The 21,815-nt window shown below is 65.3% G+C and carries 16 protein-coding genes; 9 read left to right on the top strand and 7 right to left on the bottom strand.

The window, feature by feature from the left end; translation table 11 throughout:
- Positions 1-52 precede the first annotated feature (52 nt).
- From NTCA1_RS18315 to NTCA1_RS18305, 3 genes are all read left to right on the top strand, one after another.
- Positions 53-2,023 carry a glycoside hydrolase family 2 protein gene (locus tag NTCA1_RS18315; protein ID WP_201282537.1) on the top strand — a complete coding sequence of 657 codons (1,971 nt, stop codon included), beginning with the start codon at positions 53-55 and terminating at the stop codon, positions 2,021-2,023.
- Between the two features lie 375 nt (positions 2,024-2,398).
- Entirely contained in the window at positions 2,399-3,535 is a 1,137-nt protein-coding gene (locus tag NTCA1_RS18310) for a cellulase family glycosylhydrolase (RefSeq protein WP_086489905.1), read from the top strand.
- A 42-nt stretch (positions 3,536-3,577) separates the two neighbouring features.
- On the top strand, positions 3,578-4,750 hold the full coding sequence (locus NTCA1_RS18305) for an SGNH/GDSL hydrolase family protein (RefSeq protein ID WP_159831314.1): 1,173 nt from the start codon (positions 3,578-3,580) through the stop codon (positions 4,748-4,750).
- A gap of 51 nt (positions 4,751-4,801) precedes the next feature.
- Here the strand turns inward: NTCA1_RS18305 and NTCA1_RS18300 are convergent, their stop codons facing one another.
- The 3 genes from NTCA1_RS18300 to NTCA1_RS18290 are packed head-to-tail and all read right to left on the bottom strand — an operon-like array spanning position 4,802 to position 7,313.
- Positions 4,802-5,818, bottom strand: coding sequence for a family 43 glycosylhydrolase (locus NTCA1_RS18300; protein ID WP_159831313.1), 1,017 nt, complete (start codon positions 5,816-5,818; stop codon positions 4,802-4,804).
- Entirely contained in the window at positions 5,815-6,450 is a 636-nt protein-coding gene (locus NTCA1_RS18295; protein ID WP_159831312.1) for a 2-dehydro-3-deoxy-6-phosphogalactonate aldolase, read from the bottom strand. Before NTCA1_RS18295 ends, NTCA1_RS18300 begins: the two co-directional genes overlap by 4 nt.
- Positions 6,447-7,313, bottom strand: coding sequence for a 2-dehydro-3-deoxygalactonokinase (locus tag NTCA1_RS18290; protein ID WP_159831311.1), 867 nt, complete (start codon positions 7,311-7,313; stop codon positions 6,447-6,449). Before NTCA1_RS18290 ends, NTCA1_RS18295 begins: the two co-directional genes overlap by 4 nt.
- A 416-nt stretch (positions 7,314-7,729) precedes the next feature.
- Here NTCA1_RS18290 and NTCA1_RS18285 point away from each other — a divergent pair, with 416 nt between their 5' ends.
- The 4 genes from NTCA1_RS18285 (at position 7,730) to NTCA1_RS18270 (ending at position 14,032) form a co-directional block, all read left to right on the top strand.
- On the top strand, positions 7,730-8,467 hold the full coding sequence (locus NTCA1_RS18285) for a FadR/GntR family transcriptional regulator (RefSeq protein ID WP_086490006.1): 738 nt from the start codon (positions 7,730-7,732) through the stop codon (positions 8,465-8,467).
- A 71-nt stretch (positions 8,468-8,538) separates the two neighbouring features.
- Positions 8,539-10,098 (top strand): glycoside hydrolase family 32 protein, encoded by a 1,560-nt coding sequence (locus NTCA1_RS18280; RefSeq protein WP_236549439.1) that lies wholly within the window; start codon positions 8,539-8,541, stop codon positions 10,096-10,098.
- 254 nt (positions 10,099-10,352) lie between these two features.
- A complete protein-coding gene (locus NTCA1_RS18275) occupies positions 10,353-13,067 on the top strand; it encodes a TonB-dependent receptor (protein ID WP_159831310.1) in 2,715 nt (904 codons plus the stop codon).
- Positions 13,067-14,032, top strand: a complete 966-nt coding sequence (locus NTCA1_RS18270) for a family 43 glycosylhydrolase (RefSeq protein ID WP_236549438.1) — start codon at positions 13,067-13,069, stop codon at positions 14,030-14,032. The genes NTCA1_RS18275 and NTCA1_RS18270 overlap by 1 nt, the downstream gene beginning before the upstream one ends.
- A 57-nt stretch (positions 14,033-14,089) precedes the next feature.
- On the opposite strand, the gene NTCA1_RS18265 is transcribed toward NTCA1_RS18270, so the two are convergent.
- From NTCA1_RS18265 to NTCA1_RS18255, 3 genes are read right to left on the bottom strand one after another with little or no spacing between them, the layout of a single operon-like run.
- Positions 14,090-16,489, bottom strand: a complete 2,400-nt coding sequence (locus tag NTCA1_RS18265; protein WP_159831309.1) for a TonB-dependent receptor — start codon at positions 16,487-16,489, stop codon at positions 14,090-14,092.
- Positions 16,470-17,432, bottom strand: coding sequence for a FecR domain-containing protein (locus NTCA1_RS18260; RefSeq protein WP_159831308.1), 963 nt, complete (start codon positions 17,430-17,432; stop codon positions 16,470-16,472). Before NTCA1_RS18260 ends, NTCA1_RS18265 begins: the two co-directional genes overlap by 20 nt.
- Entirely contained in the window at positions 17,422-17,988 is a 567-nt protein-coding gene (locus tag NTCA1_RS18255; RefSeq protein WP_159831307.1) for an RNA polymerase sigma factor, read from the bottom strand. The genes NTCA1_RS18260 and NTCA1_RS18255 overlap by 11 nt, the downstream gene beginning before the upstream one ends.
- A gap of 207 nt (positions 17,989-18,195) precedes the next feature.
- Here NTCA1_RS18255 and NTCA1_RS18250 point away from each other — a divergent pair, with 207 nt between their 5' ends.
- A complete protein-coding gene (locus NTCA1_RS18250) occupies positions 18,196-18,990 on the top strand; it encodes a MipA/OmpV family protein (protein ID WP_159831306.1) in 795 nt (264 codons plus the stop codon).
- Positions 18,991-19,220: 230 nt separating this feature from the next.
- On the opposite strand, the gene NTCA1_RS18245 is transcribed toward NTCA1_RS18250, so the two are convergent.
- Complete coding sequence (locus NTCA1_RS18245) at positions 19,221-20,579, bottom strand: MFS transporter (protein ID WP_159831305.1); 1,359 nt, start codon at positions 20,577-20,579, stop codon at positions 19,221-19,223.
- A 64-nt stretch (positions 20,580-20,643) separates the two neighbouring features.
- Here NTCA1_RS18245 and NTCA1_RS18240 point away from each other — a divergent pair, with 64 nt between their 5' ends.
- Entirely contained in the window at positions 20,644-21,804 is a 1,161-nt protein-coding gene (locus tag NTCA1_RS18240; protein WP_159831304.1) for an ROK family transcriptional regulator, read from the top strand.
- Positions 21,805-21,815 lie beyond the last annotated feature (11 nt).

Below are 21,815 nucleotides of genomic sequence, written 5' to 3'. Positions count from 1 at the left end.
CCATAACACCCTGTTTCCGGCACCCTCCCCCCGACTTTGCAACAAGGATACGATGCGCGTGCGCAACCTGAAGCTCCTCGCCTCCACGCTGCTGCTTTCCGGCATGACCGCTCCGCCTGCGCTCGCCCAGATCCAGGGCGATCTCGACCAGACCGGCCCGGTCATTCACGAAACCGACCTCATGACCAGTTGGGGCCGGGCGGTCACCGCGCAGAACGCCTGGCGCAGCTATCCCCGCCCGCAGATGGTCCGTTCGCAGTGGCTGAACCTCAACGGTCAGTGGGACTATGCCATCGCCAAGGATGCCGCCGGCAAACCGAGCGCGGCGCAAGGCAAGATCCTGGTGCCTTTCGCGGTGGAATCCCGCCTTTCGGGCGTGCGCAAGCCGCTGATGCCCGACGATCGCCTGTGGTATTCGCGCAGCTTTACCGTGCCGTCCGACTGGTCCGGCCAGAACGTGCTCCTCCATTTCGGCGCCGTGGACTATGCCGCCGAAGTCTGGGTGAACGGCGCTCTCGTCGGTTCGCACAAGGGCGGTTTCACGCCCTTCAAATTCGACGTGACGCACTACCTGAAGCCCGGTGACAACACGCTGGAAGTGCGCGTGGCGGACCCGACTTCGGAAGGGAGCCAGGCGCGCGGCAAGCAGGCCCTCAACCCCCACGGCATCTGGTACACGCCGGTCAGCGGCATCTGGCAGACCGTATGGCTCGAACCGGTGCCCGCGCTCCATATCGCCGAAGTGCGCGCGGTGCCCGATATCGACAAGGGCCGCCTCGATGTGGAAGTGGCGCTCAGCGGAGAGGCGCGCGACGGAGACGCCGTCCGCCTTACCGCCCGAGCGGGCGGCAAAGTGATCGCCACCCGGATCGTGCGCGCAGGCCGCCACGCCGCGCTCGACATTCCCGATGCCCACTTGTGGTCGCCGGACGATCCCTATCTCTACGATCTGGTGGCCGAACTGGTCACCGTCGAGCCTCCGCTGGGCGGCGAAGACAAGGAAGCTGCAGCGCAGCGGCGCAAGATCCGCTTCACAGAAAAGGAAGCACAGGCCTATGCCGCGCTGACGCCGCGCGGCGGCGCGCGCGATACGGTCAAATCCTACTTCGCGATGCGCAAGATCTCGATCGGGCGCGGCCCGGTCGAAGGGCAACCGGCCATGCTGCTTAACAACAAGCCGCTGTTCCAGAACGGCGTGCTGGACCAGGGCTGGTGGCCCGACGGACTGCTGACCCCGCCTTCGGAAGAAGCCATGCGCAGCGACATCGTCTTCCTCAAGAAGGCGGGCTTCAACATGCTGCGCAAACATATCAAGATCGAACCCGCGCAATACTATGCCGATGCCGACCGGCTGGGCATCCTCATCTGGCAGGACATGCCGATGGCGGGCCGCGAGGGCCAGTTCGTGGTCGGCGCCAGCCAGTCTCAGGCGGTCTTTTCCAGCGAGGACATGGCGCAACAGCAGTTCGAACTCTCCAGCATGATCGGCCACTTGCGCGCCTTCCCCTCGATCGTCACCTGGGTGGTCGATAACGAGGGCTGGGGGCAGTACGACAGCCGCACCCTCGCCCGCTTCGTCAAGGGCATGGATCCCAGCCGCCTGGTCGATGCCGACAGCGGCTGGCTGGACGTTGCCGCGGATTCCTCGGACCTACGCGATATCCATACTTACGAGGAAGTGCCCAATCGTCCGGGCCGGGATTCCGCCCGGGCCATTGCCATCGGCGAATATGGCGGCATCGGCCTGCCCATGCGCGAGCACCTCTGGCGTCCGGGCGAGCGCAACTGGGGCTACCAGTCCGCCACCGACGCCGCCGACTATCAGGCACGCTATCGCCAAAAATTCGCCGAGATCGTCCGCCAGGCCAAGGAAGAAGGACTCAGCGCCGCCGTCTATACCCAGACCACCGACGTCGAGGACGAAATCAACGGGCTGCTGACCTACGACCGCGCTAAGTCCAAGATCCCGGCCGAGGAATTCGCCAAGCTGGCCGCTCCCCTTTACGCGCCGCAGAAGCGTTAGGTTGCCCTGACAAAAGAGGCGGGACGGTAGTAACCGTCCCGCCTTTAGGCCGACAGAGCATGGGAGGGTTTCAGCCGCTTGCGCACGGCCTGCCCGCCGGAGATCGCAGCCTATCAACGGCGCTATAGTCATACAAGACGTATTTGTAAGATAATTAGATTGCCAGTGAAAATGCCCGATGCTAGCGGCTATGGCGTAATGCTCCCGCGACGATGCCTTGAGGCCGACGACGGGATGGAGCGCGGATCTGGGAGACGGCGAATCCTTCTGACGACAGCCATCGGGGCGAAGCCCACCCTGCCCCGCGCGAACGCGACGCCCGCCGACGAAACCCGGCACAACTCATTCCTTGCCGCAGAACAAGAGGGAAATCCTTTGAAAGCTCTCGCAACCGCCCTGCTCGCAACGGTCGCTGCCCTGGCCGCCGTTCCCGCAGAAGCCCGCCCGCAGTGGACGCCCGCACAGGCCAAGACCTGGTACGACAAGCAGCCTTGGCTGGTCGGCTCCAACTTCATGCCTGCCAACGCGATCAACCAGCTGGAGATGTGGCAGGAAGCCACCTGGGATCCCAAGCGCATCGACTATGAGCTGGGACTTGCCGAAAGCACCGGCATGAACACCATGCGCGTGTTTCTGCACGACCAGCTCTGGCAGCAGGACCCCGAAGGCTTCAAGAAGCGCATCGACGAATTCCTGACTCTCGCCGCGAAGCACAAGATCAAGCCGCTGCTGGTGCTGTTCGACAGCTGCTGGGACCCGAACCCGGTGCTCGGCCCGCAGCATCCGCCGATCCCCGGCGTCCACAACTCCGGCTGGGTGCAGGGCCCCGGCCTTCCCGCCATGCGCGATCCCTCTCAGGAGCCGCGCTTCAAGGCCTATGTTCAGGGCGTGATCGGCGCTTTCGCCAAGGACGACCGCGTGCTGGGCTGGGACTTGTGGAACGAGCCCGACAACGGCGCGGACCAGTACAAAGGCCAGGAAGGCAAGACCGAACTGGTGCTCGGCCTCCTCACCAAGGTCTATGGCTGGGCGCGCGAGGCCGAGCCCATGCAGCCGCTGACCTCGGGCGTGTGGCAGCATGACGACTGGAAGACCCAGAGCGCGCTGACGCCGATGGAGAAGCTGCAGCTCACCCAGTCGGACGTGATCTCGTTCCACGACTACAGCTGGCCCGAGAAGTTCCTCGAGCGCGTGAACCAGCTCAAGACCTATGGCCGCCCGATCCTCTGCACCGAATATATGGCGCGCGGCAACGGTTCGACTTTCGACGGCTCGCTCCCCATCGGCAAGCGCGAAAACGTGGCGATGATGAACTGGGGCTTCGTTGACGGCAAGACGCAGACCCGCATGCCGTGGGACTCGTGGAAGAAGCCCTATGTGCTGGAAGAGCCCACGATCTGGTTCCACGACGTGTTCCACACCGACGGCACTCCCTACCGCCAGGCCGAAGTGGACCTGATCCGCTCGCTGGCAAAGGCGCCGAAGGGCGTCGTTCCCGCGCCGAAGAAGTAGGACTGGACAAGAGCGGGACTACTCCGACAAGAAGGACGGCATATGCGTCACCTCATCTTTCTTGCCGCGTTCGGCGGTCTCGCTCTTTCCGCCCCGGCTCACGCGGCACCGACATGGGCCGGTGCTTGGGGCTATGCCCCGGCCGACAGCGGCGCGAACGAGCCGGAACAGCCCGCCGGAACCTACCGCTACCGCGTCCGCCTGACCCAGGCCGGGGACGCGATGCAGCTTACCCTCAGCAATGCGGAAGGCGACAAGCCGCTCGGCGTCGCGGGCGTGACCATCGCCAGTCCCACCGGCCCGCTGGGAACCGAGATCGGCACCAACCCCGTCCATGCCATCCGCTTCTCCGGCCTCCAGTCGGTAGCGCTGCCGAAGGGCGGCACGGTGCTGAGCGACCCGATCAACGCGCCGTTCCATATCGGGCAGGACGTGATCGTCAGCGTCAGCTTTTCCACCCCGACGCGGCCCGGAAGGACCAATCTCGGCATGGAGATGGCCTTCGCGCCGACCACGCCGGGCGCAAGCTTCACGCCGATCAAGGCGCGGCCCTATCTTTCGCTGGTCTCGATCCGCGCGGCGCAGGCGCCCTGCACCGTGGTCGCCTTCGGGGATTCGATCACGGACGGCTATCTCGGCCTTTCGCCGCAGACCCGCGGCTGGCCGGGCCGCCTGGCCGAGCGCCTGGCCGCTCTCCCCGCCGCGCAGCGCTGCGGCGTCGTCAACATGGGCATCAGCGGCAACCGCGTGCTCAAGGCGGGCCGGGCGACCTCTGCCCTCGACCGTTTCTGGCGCGATGTCGCCAGCGTGCCCAACGTCACGCACGTGATCTTCCTGGAAGGCATCAACGATATCGGCGCGGGCAGCGAAAGCGGCCCCGATGCCGTTACAGCCGACCAGTTGCTCTACGGCTACCGCCAGTTCGTGGCCCGCGCCCATGCCCTGGGCATCAAGGTGATCGGCGGTACCATGACCCCTGCGCTGCACGCCGGCTACATGTCACCCGCCAAGGAGCAGACGCGCCAGACGGTGAACGCGGCAATCCGCAGCCGCACGATCTTCGACGGGGTGATCGATTTCGACGCCGCCGTGCGCAATCCTTCGGCCCCCGGCGATCTCCGGCCGGAATTCGATCCCGGCGATCATCTCCACCCCAACGACGCGGGCCTGCGCGCCATGGGCGATGCCGTGAACCTCTCGCTTCTGAGGCCCTGACACCGATCTAAGGCCATCCCTCTCTCCCGGCGGGAGAGAGGGATGGCTTGGTTACGGTTTCGGTGCCGGAACCGGATCGCCCGCGCGGGCGGGAACCGGGAACACCGGCTTGCCGTCCTTGCTCCATTCCATGCGCTGCACGCGCGGCGAGCGGGCACCGGTACACTTGCGGTCGGCCCCGTCGTTGGCATGATAGACGATCCAGGTCTGCCGTCCGCCGTCGGTTGTGAAGAAGCCGTTGTGCCCGGTCGCATAGACGTTGTTCTCAGGCGACTTGGCCAGCACAGGGCGCGGCGACTTGGTCCAGCTCGCCGGATCCAGCGGGTCGCTGCCCGGCCGGGCATGAAGCAGGCCCAGCGCGTAGTCGTCGGACCAGCAGGCGCTGGCCGAGTAGGCCAGAAACAGATCGCCTCGGGGGCCTTCCAGAAACTCCGGCCCTTCCAGAATCTGCCTGCCGCCCTGCCGCTCGAAAGGCTGGTCGGGCCGCGCGATCACCGTTTCTCCGGGGCCAAGAGTCCAGGGGTTCGTCATCGGCGCAATGGCCAATACGCTGTCGGGGCCGTCATAGGCGGAATAGACGAACCAGCGCTTGCCGCCGTGCTCGAAGACCGTGCCGTCAAGGCCGGTCATGCGCGTATTGACGCGGCCACGGTCGATCCACTCGCCCTTGAGCGGGTCGGCACCGGCATTCTCCAGCACGAAGACGCCGCGATGGGCATCATCGTTGTGACCGTCCTGCGCGGCGGTATAGTAGACGTACCACTTCCCATCGAGACGGTGCAGTTCCGGCGCCCAGATGCCCTCGGCATTGGGGCCGCTCGCTGGTGGCGTCCAGATCGTATGCTCGGGCGCTTCGGCCAGCTTCGACAGGTCGTCGGTCTGCCGGATGGCGATCCGGTCGCCCTTGGTGCCGAGGAAGTAGAAGGTCTTGCCGTGATGGACGATCCACGGATCCGGCCCGCTGGCCAGCAGCGGATTCGTCAACGTAGCGGCGCCCTGCGGACCAGTGGCCGCGCAGCCGCCGAGCGCCATCGCCAGACAGGCTGTAGAGACCAGTGCGCGGATCATGCCCGCCCCTCCATCTCCGCCCAGGCCTGCGCGAAGGCGCGCGCATTGGCGGCGATTTCCTGCGTCGTCAGCCCCGCCTTGTAGAGCGCCGAACCCAGGCCGAAGCCGTCCGCCCCGGCCTGCCGCCACGGAGCCATGTTGTCGGGCGCGATACCGCCCACCGCCAGCAGCGGCACGTCCTTGGGCAGGACCGCGCGCTGCGCCTTGACCACGGCAGGGCTGGCGGCTTCCGCCGGGAACAGCTTGAGGCCGCTCGCCCCCGCCGCCAGTGCGGCGAAGGCCTCGCTCGGCGTGAAATAGCCCGGCAAGGACACCAGGCCGCGCTTCGCGCTTTCCGTGATCACGGCCAGATCGGTGTTGGGCGAGACGATCATCGCCCCGCCCGCATCCTCAACTTGTGCCACTTGCGTGGTCGTCAGCACCGTGCCCGCGCCGACGATGGCACTGTCCCCCACGCGGCGCGCCAGCTTCTCGATGCTGGCAAGCGGGTCCGGCGAATTGAGCGGCACCTCGATCAGGCGAAAGCCCGCCTCCACGAGGACGTCGGCAGCGGCTTCGATCTCGTCGGGGCGAATGCCCCGCAGGATAGCCACGAGCGGAAGCTCAGCCAGCGCGGTAGAAAGGTCGATCATGATGTCATGTCCCATATGCGGGTGATGCCGGCGACGAAGGAGACATGGCTGTCGACGACGACGGCCTCTCCTCCGACAATGGCGATGGCGGTGGAATAGAGCCTTGCAAGCAGGCCGTCGGCGAGGAGATGCACGGTCCGTCCCGGCACGATGCGGGCACGGCAGTCGCTGCCGAGCAGGAGGCCGCTGACATAGGCCTTGGCCGTTCCCGGTGCCCGCCTGTCGAGTACGGCGGCGGCGCGCACACCGAACAGCGCGGCCAGCAGGTCCTGATCGGCGCTCGCTTCGACGCCCTGGCGGAAGTGCTCCGTGGCATCGACTTCGCCCGTCATCTCCGGGCCGATCAGCGCATGGGCCTTTAGCAGGGCGAACATCTCTCCAGTCATGGCCGTGGTGAAGTCGGCCAGACTGCCGCCGCGCATCTCCGCCCACTTGGCATGGGTGCCGGGCTGACAGAGCAGCGCGTCCGCAGGCGCCAGCCCCGCGGCAACGGCGCCCAGCAGCTGCACTTCCTCGCCCCGCATGACATCCTGGCGGTGCTCGTCGTTCCGGCAGACACCCGGCACGATGGCGACGCCCGGTTCGGGTGTGGCCAGTCCTGCCGCAAGGTCCGCGATCCCGGCCGGTGCCGCAACATAGCCCGCATCGTGCCAGCCCCGATTGGATCCGACCATGCCCGCCAGAAGCATCGGCAAGCCGCCATGCCTTTCGCGCAGCGCCGCGACGGCAGCCGGAAAGCCGCCTGACGGGACGGAGAGGATGCCCATGTCGTCGCGCTCCGTGGCAACGACCTCGCCGCCATCCACCACATAGGCGCGGCGGTTGGTGGTGCCCCAGTCGACCGCGATGAAGGCGCCGCTCACTGGGGTCCCATGATTTTCAGCTGCGCGTCGCAGCTGGGGCGGGCCTTGTTCGGCACAAGGCAGTGCGGACCGATTGTCGCCAGTTTCATCTCGTCTCCCCGGTTCTCGGCTTCGCGATGCCGGAGCCACGTCTTTTTCGCGGCCCGCGAATCATCAAGGGTCACCTCTTAGCGACTGCCAGGCCTATTTATAATATCAATCATCACAATAAGGGGTCTATGAGGCCCTCAGGCACGAAAGCGGCCGAGCGCAAGGTGAGAGGCCAGGCGGCACGATCCGCGCTCCGCCGAATAGTATACTCAGATAAAGGTTATCACGGTCGAGCAATTATCATATCAAAGGCCACTGCCGGGCGGGACAGGGTGCGACACCTCTAGCTTTGCATAAGCAATAAAACGAAAAGGATATCCAGGTTGGTGGCACGGTCATCGCATCTCATCGTTGAGGAACCCGTTGCACAACTGGGCCGGAATCTGACGTACGGCCTGCTCGATACGATCGGCCGCGCCATCGTGACCGGCAAGTACGAGAATGCGGTCTTCCCGACGGAGGCGGAACTGGCCAGCATTCACGGCGTCAGTCGTTCCGTCACCCGGGAAGCCGTGAAGATGCTGACCGCCAAGGGCCTTCTGAGCGCCCGGCCGCGGCAGGGCACTACCGTCCAGCCCACATCCTCGTGGAACCTTTTCGATACCGACGTCCTGCGCTGGATGCTGGAGCGCAAGCTCTCGGTCGATCTGCTGCGGCAATTCAACGAACTGCGAGTCGCCGTCGAACCGGAAGCCGCCGCTCTGGCTGCCCAGGTCGCCAGCGAGGAGGACATCAAGCGCATCGACGAAGGCCTGCAGCGCATGGTTGCCGCAGAACGAGGGCTCGACGATCCGCTGGAAGCAGACATCGCCTTCCATGTCGCCGTGCTGCGCGCCTCGAAGAACCCGTTCTACATCCAGCTACGCGAAATCGTCAGCACGGCGCTGCGCACGTCGATCCGCTTCACCAATCGCATCAAGGGCCGCACGGCCGACGTTTCCGAGCACTCCAAGGTACGGACCGCCATCGCCTCCCGCGACGTCGAAGCCGCGCGCATCGCCATGCGCCGGATCATCGGGGACGTGCTGGTACTGATCGAGGAACGCGAACCCGAAGCGGAATAGACCCCGATTCCCGATTGATAATCGTCACATCACGCCATAAGAATGATAAATATTATAAAAGGGAGCGTGATGTGAAAACGGTCGGTTCGCGGGCATCCGTATCGGCGCCCTGGCGCCTTGCCTCGGCTATTCCCGCTGCCGTGCTCCTGGCACTGGCGACCAGCGCGCCCGCCCAGGCGCCGTGGCCCAAGGCAGATCCCGCACCGACATTCCATTTCGCGCCGCAGCGCAACTGGATGAACGACCCCAACGGGCTGGTCTATTACGACGGCGAGTATCACCTGTTCTTCCAGTACAATCCGCATGGCGACCGCTGGGGCCATATAAGCTGGGGCCATGCCGTAAGCCGCGATCTGGTGAACTGGCAGGAATTGCCGGTCGCCATTCCCGAAACCGAGGTCATGGCGTTTTCCGGCAGCGCCGTGATCGACTGGAAGAACAGTTCCGGTTTCGGGAAAGATGGCAAACCGGCCATGGTGGCGATCTACACCGGCTTCGACCCCAGGACGCGCAACCAGTCGCAGTTCGTCGCCTACAGCAACGATCGCGGCCGCACTTTCACGCCTTTCGGCAAAGTGCTGGATATCGGGTCCACCGAATTCCGGGACCCCAAGGTCTTCTGGCACGAACCGACGCAGCGCTGGGTCATGGTCGTGGCGAAAGCGACTGAGAAGAAAGCCTCGATCTACAGTTCCGCAGACCTGAAGGACTGGCGGCACGAAAGCGATTTCGGGCCGACACCGTCCAGTCGAGGAATCAACTGGGAATGTCCCGACCTGTTCGAACTGCCCGTAGAAGGCGGAAAGGCGGGCGAGAAGAAATGGGTTCTCAGCGTCAGCCAGGGCAACGATGCTCCCAATGGCTCGGGCGGACAATGGTTTGTGGGCAGTTTCGACGGCCACCGGTTCTCGCTGGAACCCGGCTGGACGGACGCACCGGTCTGGACCGATCAAGGCGCCGATTTCTACGCCTCCGCATCCTGGAACGGCGTTCCCGACGGTCGCCGGGTCTGGATCGGCTGGGCCACCAATCTGCGCTATGCCCATGCCATTCCTACCTATCCCGCGCGCGGCCTGATGACGGTTGCGAGAACCCTGTCGCTGCGGCGGGAAGGAACCGCATGGCGGCTCGCACAGGCGCCGGTGCGGGAACTCGAAAAGTATCGGGGCGCCGTCCACCGCGTCACGAACCTCAAGGTCACGCAGGAACCGAAAGTGCTTCCCCTCGGCGAAAGCCTGGATATGCGCCTCACGCTGGATCCGATGACGGCGCAGCAGGTGACGCTGAACCTGACCGACGCAAAGGGCTATCAGTTGGTGATCGGCTATACGCCCGCAACGCGCGAGATCTTCATCGACCGCACCCGTTCTGGTCCCCATGTCCATGACGCTTTCGCCGGACGGCATATCGCGGTCCTGCCGCCGGGCGAGCGCGAGATATCGTTCAGGTTGATCGTGGATCGGTCGATCGCCGAGCTTTACGCAGAAGGCGGAACCCGGACGATAACCGACCGGTTCTTCAGAGGCGAAGGCGCCCTCACCTGGAGCGTCAGTGCCTTGGGAGGCGAAGCGATGATCCGTAGTCTGGAAGCATGGCCGATCGAGATAAAAAGGCCTCTGTCGCAGCAATAGGGCGCTTTCCGAAGCACAGATATCGAGCGTTTTCTAGAACTTGCTGCATTGTCGCTGACAAGGCCACGCGCCCGCCCGTCGCGCCTTTACAATCGATTTCCAACCACTCGGCGGCACTCGCGGTCAACTCACCTCAAATCGCTACATTCGGATAAATAAGATAATTAGTTGCAACGCCGCACGGGTTCGGACTAGAGACCCGCCGGCAAGCCCCGCAGCGTCGCTGCGACCGGGCGAGAAAAGGGAGAAGATCTGTGAAGCGCCGTTCGGCAATCCTCTTGAGCTCGGTTTCGCTCCTGTTCGTGGTGCCCGCGCAGGCACAGGACTCGCAATCGGCCCCGGCAGACGACAGCGCGGCCGACGCCGCGCCGGCGCCGGGCAACGAAGCACCGGGCAACGAAATCGTGGTGACCGGCATTCGCGCCAGCCTTTCGCGCGCGGCCGACATCAAGCGGGACGCGCCGCAAGTAGTCGAATCGATCGTCGCGCAGGATATCGGCAAGTTCCCGGATCCCACCACTGCCGCCGCGCTCCAGCGCGTTCCCGGCGTCCAGGTGACGGTCGGCGGCAACAACGAGATCGTCAACCCGCTGATCCGCGGCCTTGGCGACATCATGACGACGCTGGACGGGCGCGAAATCTTCACGGCGGAAGGCCGCGGCTTCGCTTTCCAGGACCTGCCCGCCGAAGCGCTTTCCCGCGTGGACGTGTACAAGTCCAACACCGCCAACCTGATCGAAGGCGGCGTGGCCGGCACGATCGACCTGAAGCTCAACAAGGCCTTCAACTACAAGGACCCCACGCTCGCGATCAGCGGCAAGCTGAACTACGCATCCAATGCGGAGAAGCTGGGCCCCCAGGTCAGCGCGCTCTGGACCGATCGCTGGGATACCGGCATCGGCGAAATCGGGCTGCTGGTGAACGCCTCGTGGTACAACATCAAGTTCAACCGCCCGACCAACTACGTGGCGGAACGCCGCGCCGGTAACGTGCTGGGCGGCGAAGCCACCGGCATGGCGATCCCGATCTCGACCGGCGGTCTCAATGAATATGGCAGCTATTCGCGTCCGCAGCTCAATGCCTCGTTGCAGTGGCAGGCCGCGCCGAATCTGGAAGTCTATGTAGACGGGCTCTATTCGGCCTATCGCGGCAAGACCGCCACGGCATTCTACGAATACCAGCTCTTCAATTCCGACAGCGTCACCGGCGTGACCACGGACGGCAACTGCTTCACCGCCAACCTCGGGACCGATGGCTTCAAGGGCGATGCCTCGCAGCAGGAACTGTGCAACCTTACCGGCGGCACGTTCAACAACGTCAGCTCCTTCACCTCGATGCAGGCGCGGAACAACAAGACCGACAGCTTCGTCATCGCGGGCGGCACGAAGTACGACGGCGATCGCCTGAAGCTGGGCCTCGACGTGTCGTACCAGGAATCGCTGGTCCGCAACGAGACCTTCATCGTCGATACCGGCAAGAAGGTCGGCCAGGTCAATGTCGACTTCGACAATCCCGACCATACGGCGCGGGTCACCGTTCCCGGCAATCCCATGGCGTTCCCGGACGACTTCACGTTCGTCAACGGCCTCTATCAGGAATACACCCGCTCCAAGGGCGATCTCTTCGCGGTCAAGCTCGACGGCTCCTATGAGACCGACACTTTCCTCAAGACGATCGAATTCGGCGGCCGCTACGCCGATCGCGGCGCGCTGTTCCAGCAGGTCCAGCTGAGCGTTGCGCCTCCGGGCGGATCGGGCAACACGCCGGCCAGCGCCGCAGGCCTGCCGGACGACTTCTTCATCCTGGCGCCGGGCATTCCGCAGATCAACAAGGGCGCGCCCTTCGCGGTGGCCGATCGCGGCTACCTGCTCTCCGACGAAGGCCAGGAAAACCTGCGCGCCTTCTTCGGCGCACCTTCCGGCCGTCCACCCTTCGATCCGACCCGCCGCTTCGAAGCGAACGAGAAGACCTATGCCGCCTATATCCAGGGCGGCTACGAGATCCCGCTCGGCTCGCTCACGCTCGACGGCAAGGTGGGCGTCCGTTACAGCCGGACCGACCGCACGATCAGCGGCACCGGCAATGTCGACGGCCAGCCGGTCCTCAGCACGTCCGACACCAGCGACACCGACTGGCTGCCCAACGCCAGCGCCCGCCTCCAGTTCGGCGGCGGCCTCCAGGCCCGCGCGACTTATGCCAAGACGCTGGCCCGCCCGGCATTCGGCTCGCTCAATCCGGGCCTGAACTACATCGTCTCGACCAACCCCAACATCCGCAACGGCGGCTCGGGCGGCAACCCGAACCTCAAGCCGCAGATGTCGGACAGCTTCGACGCGACGCTGGAATACTACTGGAAGTCGGGCTACTTCGCCGTGGGCGCCTATTACCGTGACATCAGCAACCGCGTGGTCAACGACGTGGCGGCGGAAACGATCGACGGCGTCGTCTACAACATCTCCCGCCCGCGCAACGTGGGGCAGGCGAAGCTCAAGGGCATCGAGGTCAGCGGCCAGACGTTCTTCGACTTCCTGCCCGGCGATCTCGCAGGCTTCGGCGTCTTCGGCAACTTCACCATTGCCGACAGCGAGATCGGCGGCAGCGATCCGCTGGCAGGCTACACCCTGCAGGGTGTCTCGAAGTACAACTTCAACGCGGGCCTGCTCTACGACCGCAAGGGCCTGTCGGCACGCGTGGTCTATACCTACCGCTCGAAGTACTTCGACGAAAACCGCACCGGCGCGGGCGACGTCCGCCCGGTCGAAGATCCGGTCTGGCTCAACTACGTGCGCCCCAACGGCCGTCTCGACTTCAGCCTTTCCTATGACGTGACGCCGAACCTGACCTTCACGGTGGACGGCACCAACGTGCTGCGCTCGCGCTATCGCAGCTATATCAACGACAGCTACTTCATCCGCGACACCCGCACGGATGACAGCACCTACTCTGTCGGCTTCCGGGCGCGCTTCTGATGAAGGGTCGGCTTCTCCTCGCCGGTTCCCTCGCCATGGCGGCGCTTGGCTTGGGCGCTCCCCTGCTTGCGGACAATCCGCAGTTCGAGGGCGCCGACCCCCATGCCGTCGTCATCGGCGACGCGCTATGGGTGTTCCCCACGGGCGGTCCCGGCGGAAGCTGGTCCGCCGACCGCTTCGGCGCCTTCTCGACCACCGACCTCAAGACCTGGCAGGATCGCGGCACCGTGATCCGGCGCGACGCGATCAAGTGGATCGGAGACGACGGCGCGAAGGATCACTTCCTCTGGGCGCCGGGCGTCGCCCAGGCGAACGGCAAGTGGTATCTCTACTACTCGGTCGGCCCGCAGAACCCCACGCCGAGCCGGATCGGCGTGGCCGTGGCGGACAAGCCGGAAGGCCCCTACCAAGACGTGGGCAAGCCGCTGCTGACCGGCGGCAACGGCTTCGAGGCGATCGATCCGATGGTCTTCATCGATCCCAAGACGAAGAAGCCCTATTTCTACGCTGGCGGCAGCGCGGGTTCGACCCTGCGGGTGTTCGAACTGAACAAGGACATGACCTCGATCCGCCGCGAAGTGAAAGTGCAGCAGCCGCCGCACTTCACCGAAGGCGCGTTCATGCATGAGCGCGGCGGCATCTACTACCTCTCGTACAGCCACGGGAAGTTCAACGGTTCGAGCTACTCGGTCCACTACGCCACGGCGTCCTCGCCCACCGGCCCCTGGACCTATCGCGGCGCGATCCTGACCAGCGATGCCACGCATCAGGGCCCGGGCCATCACAGCTTCGTGCAGCACAAGGACGGACGATGGTTCATCGTCTACCACCGCTGGGACCGCGCAGCGGGCAAGGAGCCCTTCGACGGCGAGCGCCAGATCGCCATCGAGGAAATCCAGTACGACGCCAAGGGCGACATAATGCCCATCACGATGACCGACGGACCACCGGCGAAGCCCTGGTAACCGTCATCGGCACTTTCCCCTCCTTGTCGAAACGGGGCGGGGAAAGTGCATGTCGTTTCAGAAAGCCGCCCGCGCGGTGATCTTCACGGTCCTCGGCCTCAGCGGCGTCCACTGGTTGCCCTGCCCGACCCCGACGGGATTGCCGTAGCTGAACGTATTGCCGCGGGAATCGAGCAGGTTGTAGACATCCAGCGAGAGGCCCAGCCCCCGCCGCTCCACGCCCGCGGAAAAGTCGCAAACGAGATAGTCGCCCTGCGGGATGTCGAGATAGGATCCCACGCCCAGCCGCGACGGGCCGACATAGCGAAGCGCGGCATCGAGCCGAAAGCGCGCATCGCGGCCGACCGCCTGTTCCCAGGCCGATGACAGCCTTGCCCCCCGGCGCGGAACGTTCGGAAGAGCATAGGCCGTGCCCCCTTCGGCTTCGTCAAACACGGTCACGCTCGCATTTCTCAGACGGCTGCGATTGAAGAAGCCGGACGCCTTGAACGTCAGCGAAGCCAGCGGGCGAACGACGATTTCCGTATCCAGCCCGTGGATCACGCCCCGGCCGATGTTGGTCGTGTAAGGGATGGCATATGGTCCGACGAGGTCCGCCTGGATGTTCCGCCAATCCACCAGGAACATCGTCGCCTGAAGCTGGACGGGGCCGGATGCTCCCCAGCGCAGGCCCCACTCGATCATCCTGAGATCGTCGGGTGCATATTGCCTGGTCTGAACGGTATTGCCGGAAACGGCAAAGCCCAGTCCGCCGGGTCGGTAGCCCTGCCGGAAATCGGCAAAAAGGCTTGCCTGGGGAAACGGTTTCCAGACCAGACCCAAGGTCCCGGAAAGGCGCCGGGTATTGCCGGTCCTGCCTGCCAGCCCCTCGACGTCGATATGGAATGCCCGGCGCTTGCTGTGTGAAGTGGTCAGGCGCAGACCGGCCGTTGCGGTGAGGTTGGCAAGGAGCGGGCGTGACGCCTGCGCGAAGACCGCCGTTTCCAGCTGGTCGTCCTGCAAGCCCGCGCTGTCCGTCCAGTCCGTGGGCGTGCCGATCGACAGGTCGCGCCGGTTGGTACTGCGGGCCAGCGCGAAACCCGCCACCCAGGGTGCGGCCCCGCGCCCTCCCGAAATCCGCATTTCCTGCGAAATGAGCGTGACCGTCTGATCCTCTCCCAGCCGGTAGGCATTGTCCGAACCGTCATAGCCGGTGGCGTCGAACACGGTCGAAAGATCCTGCCGCACCGCCGATGTCACGCTCGTCAGGTCGACCGCCCCGAATCTACGTGTCGCGGTGACGAAAGCGAGGCGATAGTTGTTCTCGTAAGGCTGCGGCACGGTGCCGGACCGGGTCAGGGCTGGCTCTCCGCGCAAGAGGTACTGTCCGTCGCCGCTGCGGAAATTCTGGAACACCGTGCCAAGGTCGATCGTCCAGCCGCCAAGGTCTTCGAAGCGCAGTGTCGTGCGCTGACCGTAGTTCACGGTGGCGTTGACGTTCCTGCGCCCCTGCTGCGGCGCATCGATGTAGCCTCCTGCCCGCCCGCCGAACAGGACCACGCGAAGCGCCTTGTCCGCATCGACCGGGACATTGGCCATGACCGCACCTTCGAAGCTGGCCCCGCCGTGGCGCGTGAAGCCGAGGCCCGTGCTGGCGCTAAGGGAGAGCGCCTGCACACTCGGCCTGTTGGGCTCCAGCCGCAGAATGCCGCCAAGGGAGCTGGGTCCGTAAAGCGTGCCCTGCGGCCCGGCCAGGACTTCTATACGCTCCATGTCATAGAGATTGAGATCTGGATCCGGTGCGTTGTAGGTGAGCCTTACATCGCCCAGATACTGTCCGGTGGTGGTCTGGGTCGGCCCGCTGAAGCTGCTGTCGGCAATGCCGCGAATGAACAGCTTGTTGCGCCCCCGCCCCAGGTTGGTCGCACCCAGCGCCGGAGAAAGCCGCGTGATCGCCGCACTGCCCTCCCCGGCCTGCGAGGCAAAGCCGCTTTCGTCGAGACGGATCACCTTGGCGGATCCCGGATAGGTGTCGAGGGCCAGTCCCTGCTTGCTCGCGGTCACGAGGATGTCGGCGCCGACGGGTGCTGGAACGAGCGCTGTACGCCGGACCTGTCGAGGCTCGCCCTTGCCCGTTTCGACACGGATCCGAATGACCGAAGGCGTGATGAACACCGCTTCGGCACCGGTCCCGCGCAAGGCCTGCCGCAGCGCCGCGCGCAAGGGCAGCGTGCCGGAAACGCCCGGAGACGGGCGGCCCGCGACTTGCGGGTCCGCGAGCACGATCGTCGCCCCTGCCTGCCGTCCGATCTGCGTTATCACTTCGCCCAGCGGGCCGGGCGCAACCCGGAATGTCTCGGCGCGAGCCGGTGCGGATCCACCTGCCACCAGAGCGGGCAATGCGATGAACGGGGCAATGAACGGGGCGATGGACAGGCACAGGACCCGGCTGCGGCGGCTAAGGTATTCCATCGCCATGGGGCTTCATGGTGATCCCGTTCCCATCGGAAACCGCCTCAACATCGAGCGCCGCCATCAGCGCCTGCAACTGCGTGGCATCGCCCCGCCGCAGCAGGATGGTCCCGAAATAGGGCCGCGCGGCGATTGCCGGATCCACCCGCACCGCCACGCCGAGCAGGCGGGAAAGGTCTGCGGCCACCGCCGACAGTGGCTCGCCCTGATAGGTCAGTTCGCCCTGCCGCCAGCCGCCCACCGACTCCTTGCGGACGGCGCCGATGACGACGTTCGTTCCGTCCGCCGAAGTCTCGAGGCCCTCCCCGGCCTCCAGTTCGGTCTGGCCCGCTCCCGGAGCATAGATGACCTTGCCCTCGGCAACGGCCAGGCGAAGGGAGCTGCCCTCGTAGGCCAGATTGAAAACCGTACCGGCATCCTCGACGATTCTGCTGCCGACAAGGACACGGAAAGGACGGCGGGCATCATGGCGCACTTCGAACAGCGCCTCTCCCGAGGTCAGTTCCGCAAAGCGTGGATCTTTCCGGTCGAGGATGATCCGGCTGTTTCCATTGAGCGTCACCCGCGTGCCGCCTTCCAGCAAGACGATCCGGGTTTCGCCCTTGCCGCTACGCACTTCGTAGCGATCATGCAGAAACTGCGGAACGATCGCCAGGGCCGCCAGCACCATCGCCGCCAACGCGCCGCCACCGACAAGCCACCTGCCCCGGGTCCGGCCCGGCCGCCCGGCAAGCGCGTCGTCATTGGCCGCACCCTGGAAATCGACCCGGTCCAGCAAAGGACCGATAACGATATCGAGGTCCTCGATCTCCCGATAGGCGGCGGCTTGGCCAGAATTCTGGGCCAGCCATTGCTCGAAATGCAGCCAGTCGGCATCTTCCGCATCGCGCAGACGGACAAGCCAACCGATCGCTTCGCGCCGCATGGCAAGGTCGATATCACTGTCCATGGCGGCCCTCCTTGCTCATGAGATGCCGCGCGCCCCATGCCGCCCCATCGATTTTCCGCCGCCTAACGGCGATCGCCTCGTAGGCCTTGGCCAAATGCTTCTCCACGGCGCTGAGACTGATCCCCAGTTCCGCCGCGATCTGCCGCTGCGGCACGCCGTCCAGGCGGAAGCGCCGAAAGATCGTCCTGGTCCGCTCGGGAAGCGCGCTGATCGCACTTTGCAGGATGGCCAGTTGCTCGCGCGCGATCAGCCCCGTTTCGGCCGAAGGCGTCTCGTCCATTTCCGGCGGATCGCCGCTATGAACGCCTGCCCAGGCTTCGTCCCGCCGCGTTCGGCGGCTGGCGGTGCGCCGGTGCAGGACAAAGAGATTGTGAACCATCCGATAGAGATAGGCGCGCGGGTTCTCGATGGATGACAGCGATTTCTCGGCCAGTTTCACACCGGCCTCCTGCAGGATATCCTCCGCCTCGTCCGGCGATGCGCCCTGCAAGGACAGATATCTGTGCAAGGCCGCCCGAAGGGCCAGAAAGGCCTCGAGAAGACCGCTGCTTTCCATGACTTCTGCTTGCTCAATCCCCGAGGTGCGGCCGCCGGGACGCTAGCCATGCACGCGCCGTCGAACAACCGCTTTTGCGCGCTGCCGCTGGCAAGGTTTCCGCCTATGCAACTTTTCGATGAGGAAGCAGGCCCTTGCGGCATCTCATCAAGAGAGAGGCGGAAGTTTGCCTCCGTCGACACGCAACCAGAATGGATCAGTATCAGGATGAAGTTTCACAACGGCGCCAGCGGCCTTGCCATCGGCCTGGCCGCAGCCTTGTTCGGTAACGCCGCCCACGCCCAGAACAGCAATGACGAAGCCCCGCAGGTCAGCGCCGATCGCGTGATCATCGGCATGGGCGCTGCCGTGGTCCCCGTCTACCAGGGCGCCGACGACTACCGCGTCCTGCCCCTGCCCGCTCTCGATATCGTCTCCGGCCCGTTCTTTGCCAACTTGCGGGACGGTATCGGTGCCAAGGCCATCGAGACGCGCGACTTCACGATCGGCGCCAGCATCGCCCTGACCCCGGGCTACCGCCGCCGCGACGTTCCCGACGGCGTCAGAGGCGTGGACTTCGGCGCGGGCGCGCGCATCTTCGGTTCCTTCAGGGCGGGCGGCGCCATGGCGACCATCGGCGGAACCCAGGGCTTCGTGGGCGGCACCGGGGGCGTTACCGTGGACGCGAGCCTGGCCTATCCCGTCCCCGTCTCGCCGCGCCTCACCCTCGTGCCCGCCGCCGTGGTGACCTGGGGCGACCGCAAGAACAACGACCGCTATTTCGGCATTACCGCCCGCGAGGCGCAGGCATCCGGTCTTTCGCAGTTCCGCGCCGGCAGCGGCTTCAAGGATGCCTCCGCCAATGTCACGCTCGTCTACCGCCTGACCAACCGCCTCTCGGCCAGCGCCACGGCCGGGGTCACGACTCTGCTGGGCGACGTGAAGGACAGCCCGCTGGTGGAAAAGAAAACCCAGCCCACGGGATTTTTCTCGCTGACCTATCGCATGGGCAAGCTCTGGTAGTGCGCGCGGGGAAGCGAAAGATCGACAATATCGCTTCCCCCGCGATTTTCCGATGAGGGTTTGCACCTAACCCGGCGTCTCAGCGTCGAAGGTGCGCGAGCCTTGTGGACAGCCTGGTCTTCTTTCGTATCCCGAAGAGCCCCCGGGTCGCCCCCGGCTGATCCTGATCGGCGCTTCGACGAACCCGCGCGCAATGCGGGGCGCCGAACGCCGGCATCGCTCGCGCATCTTCACCCCGGCGAAAGGTGCGCCGGGGCTTGCGCCCGCCTGCCGGGAGCATTGGCAAGGCAATGGGCGATCAGCAGAACGACCGAGCCGGCCATCGGTATGCCCACGCTTGCCAGCAGCGCCGCTTGCGCGCTTTCTCCCGCACCATGCATCGGGTCGATGCCCGCCGCCGCCAGCAGGGCCGAAAGAACCATCGTTCCCATGCCGGAAGCCACTTTCAGCGTCGCCAGGAACAGGCCCACAGGCAAAGCCTCTCCCCCGTCATGCCCCGGGCCGCGCGATCTGATGCTCGATGCCAGCATGGCCCAGACAGCCATGCCCATTCCCGCCTGGCTGACACCCAGAAGCGCGAGGAACCCGGTCGCTGTGGCATGCCCGAACGTGAGCGCGAAACCGGCTAGCGCCAGCAGCAGTCCGAGGTGCGCGAAAGCCATCAGGTCCCGCGAACCACGCCGCCGTGCTGCCAGCATCCAGAGCGGAAGCGACAGGCTCTGTCCCAGCGTGATCACGCTCAGCGCCCATCCCGGCCAGGCAGGATCGGCCATGATCGCACGGCCCAGGAACGGCAAGGCGCGCGTGAAGAACGGAATCAGCGCACTCTGGACCGCGATGATGCCCAGCACCGCGCGGTAGTCGCGGTTGCTCCACAAGTTGCGGGCCATCTGCAAAGCGGATCCGCGCACAGGTTCGCTGGACGTAGCCGGTAGATGACGGGTCACTCCCCGCGCGACGAACAGGGTTACGAGATACAGCCCGCCCCCCGTCAGCCCGAATGCAATGAAGGCGCGGCCCTGGTCGGCCATGTCCTCAAGCGACAGAACCCGCGCCAGCGCCAGTCCCGCGCAGCCGGCGCCCAGGGCGCTGAAAATCAGCCGAAGCGCCGAGACGCCTGCGGCATAGCGATCCGCCGCCGCGACCCGCACCAGCAAGGTGTTATGCCCGACATCGCAGAGCGTATAGCCGACCCTGCTGGCGACGACCGCCATCACGGCAAGCACGGTGCCGACAGTACCGCTTCCCGCCAGCAAAGGCGCCGCGTAGACCAGCACGAAGAAACCGCCGCACAACGGCGCACCGATCAGGATCAGCCGCGCCAACCCGTCACGCCGCCCGGTTCGATCCGTGCGATAGGAAACCCCAAGGTCGGCAAGTCCGTCCCACACCATCAGAACTGTCAGCAGGCCTCCCGCAAATACCACCGGAACGCCCACGTGCAGAACCAGGAAATAGAGCAGTACGCTTTCGAAGCTGGTCCAGACGAAACTCTTGCCGAGATTTCCCGAACTGTAGCCGATCCGTACCACATGGGTCAGGCCACTTTCGGGCCTGATCTCATGCGGGGATTGGGGCGAGCGGGACATGGCCAAGCCCCTAGCTCCGGTTGCCTTCATTTTTTTGACGCAATGAAAATATATGGGCCGCGGCATGCCGGTCCCGCCACGTTCCCAGCTCCAGCTCAGCGATACCCAGCGCCGGGTGGTGCAGCATCTGCGCATCCATGGTCCCACCGCCCGCGTCCATCTTGCCCAGGCCCTGGATATCAATGCCGCCACGCTGACGCGCCTGACGCAGCAGCTTGGCGTGCTCGGGCTGATCGAGGAAAATCCCGCGAACCCGCTGACCGTCCGAGGTCGCCCGACAATCCCGGTTGCCATCGCCGGACATGGTGGATGGTCGGTCGGCGCCACGATCCACCCCGGCTGGATGGAGCTTGTCGTCATAGACTTCCGGGGCGAGATCCTCTTCGAGGATTCCCGCCCTTTCGCGCAAGGCGACCCGAAAGTATTCGCCCGCACCCTCGATGAGCGGCTGCGCGCGCTGGCCGCCGAACGCGGGTTCATGCACGGCCGGTTCCTCGGTCTGGGCGTTGCCGTCGCAGGATATGCCATAGGCGGCGACCGTAACCGGCGCAGCGTGGTCGACTGGATCGCGCCGTGGAACGACATTCCCTTGCAGGACGTGCTGGAAGGCGTCCTCGACATGCCCGTCTGGATCGAGAACGACGCCGCGGCGGCTGCACTGGCCGAATATTACCGCCCGGAGATCATGCGCCGCCACCGCTCCATCCTGGTCTTCTTCCTGGGCCACGGCGTCGGCGGCGGGCTCATCGCCGAACGGGACCTCTTCGCGGGCGAATTCCACAATGCCGGGGAGGTCGGCCGCCTGTTCCCCGGCGATATGCCCCGCCCTTCCGGCATCGATCTGCTGGCAACCTTGCGCAAGGCCGGAGCCAAGGCCGATTCGATGGCCGATCTGGAGGGGGTGATGGAAAGCCACCGCGGCGTTTTCGAAGCCTGGATCGAGCGCGCCTCCGGGCAATTGGCGATGGCCGTCCACAGCGGCGTCGCCTGGCTCGATCCGGGCGCCGTGGTCATATCCGGCGCCCTTCCCGAAGCGGTACTGGCCCAGCTTGCCGCGCAAGTCGATGCCCACTGCAACCGGCTCTTTTCGGGGTATCAGGCACCGATCCCCCGCATCTGCGCCTCGTCTCTCGGCAGCAAGGCCGTGGTTCTGGGCGCGGCGCTTACCCCACTGCACGACGTTCTGGGAACCCGGGACCGAGAGTCCGCGCGGCATTCCATTTAATTTCATGAAAG

The sequence above is a fragment of the Novosphingobium sp. TCA1 genome (assembly GCF_009811895.1).
Classification (GTDB): Bacteria; Pseudomonadota; Alphaproteobacteria; order Sphingomonadales; family Sphingomonadaceae; genus Novosphingobium; species Novosphingobium panipatense_A.
This window is presented reverse-complemented; position numbering and strand designations above follow the sequence as displayed.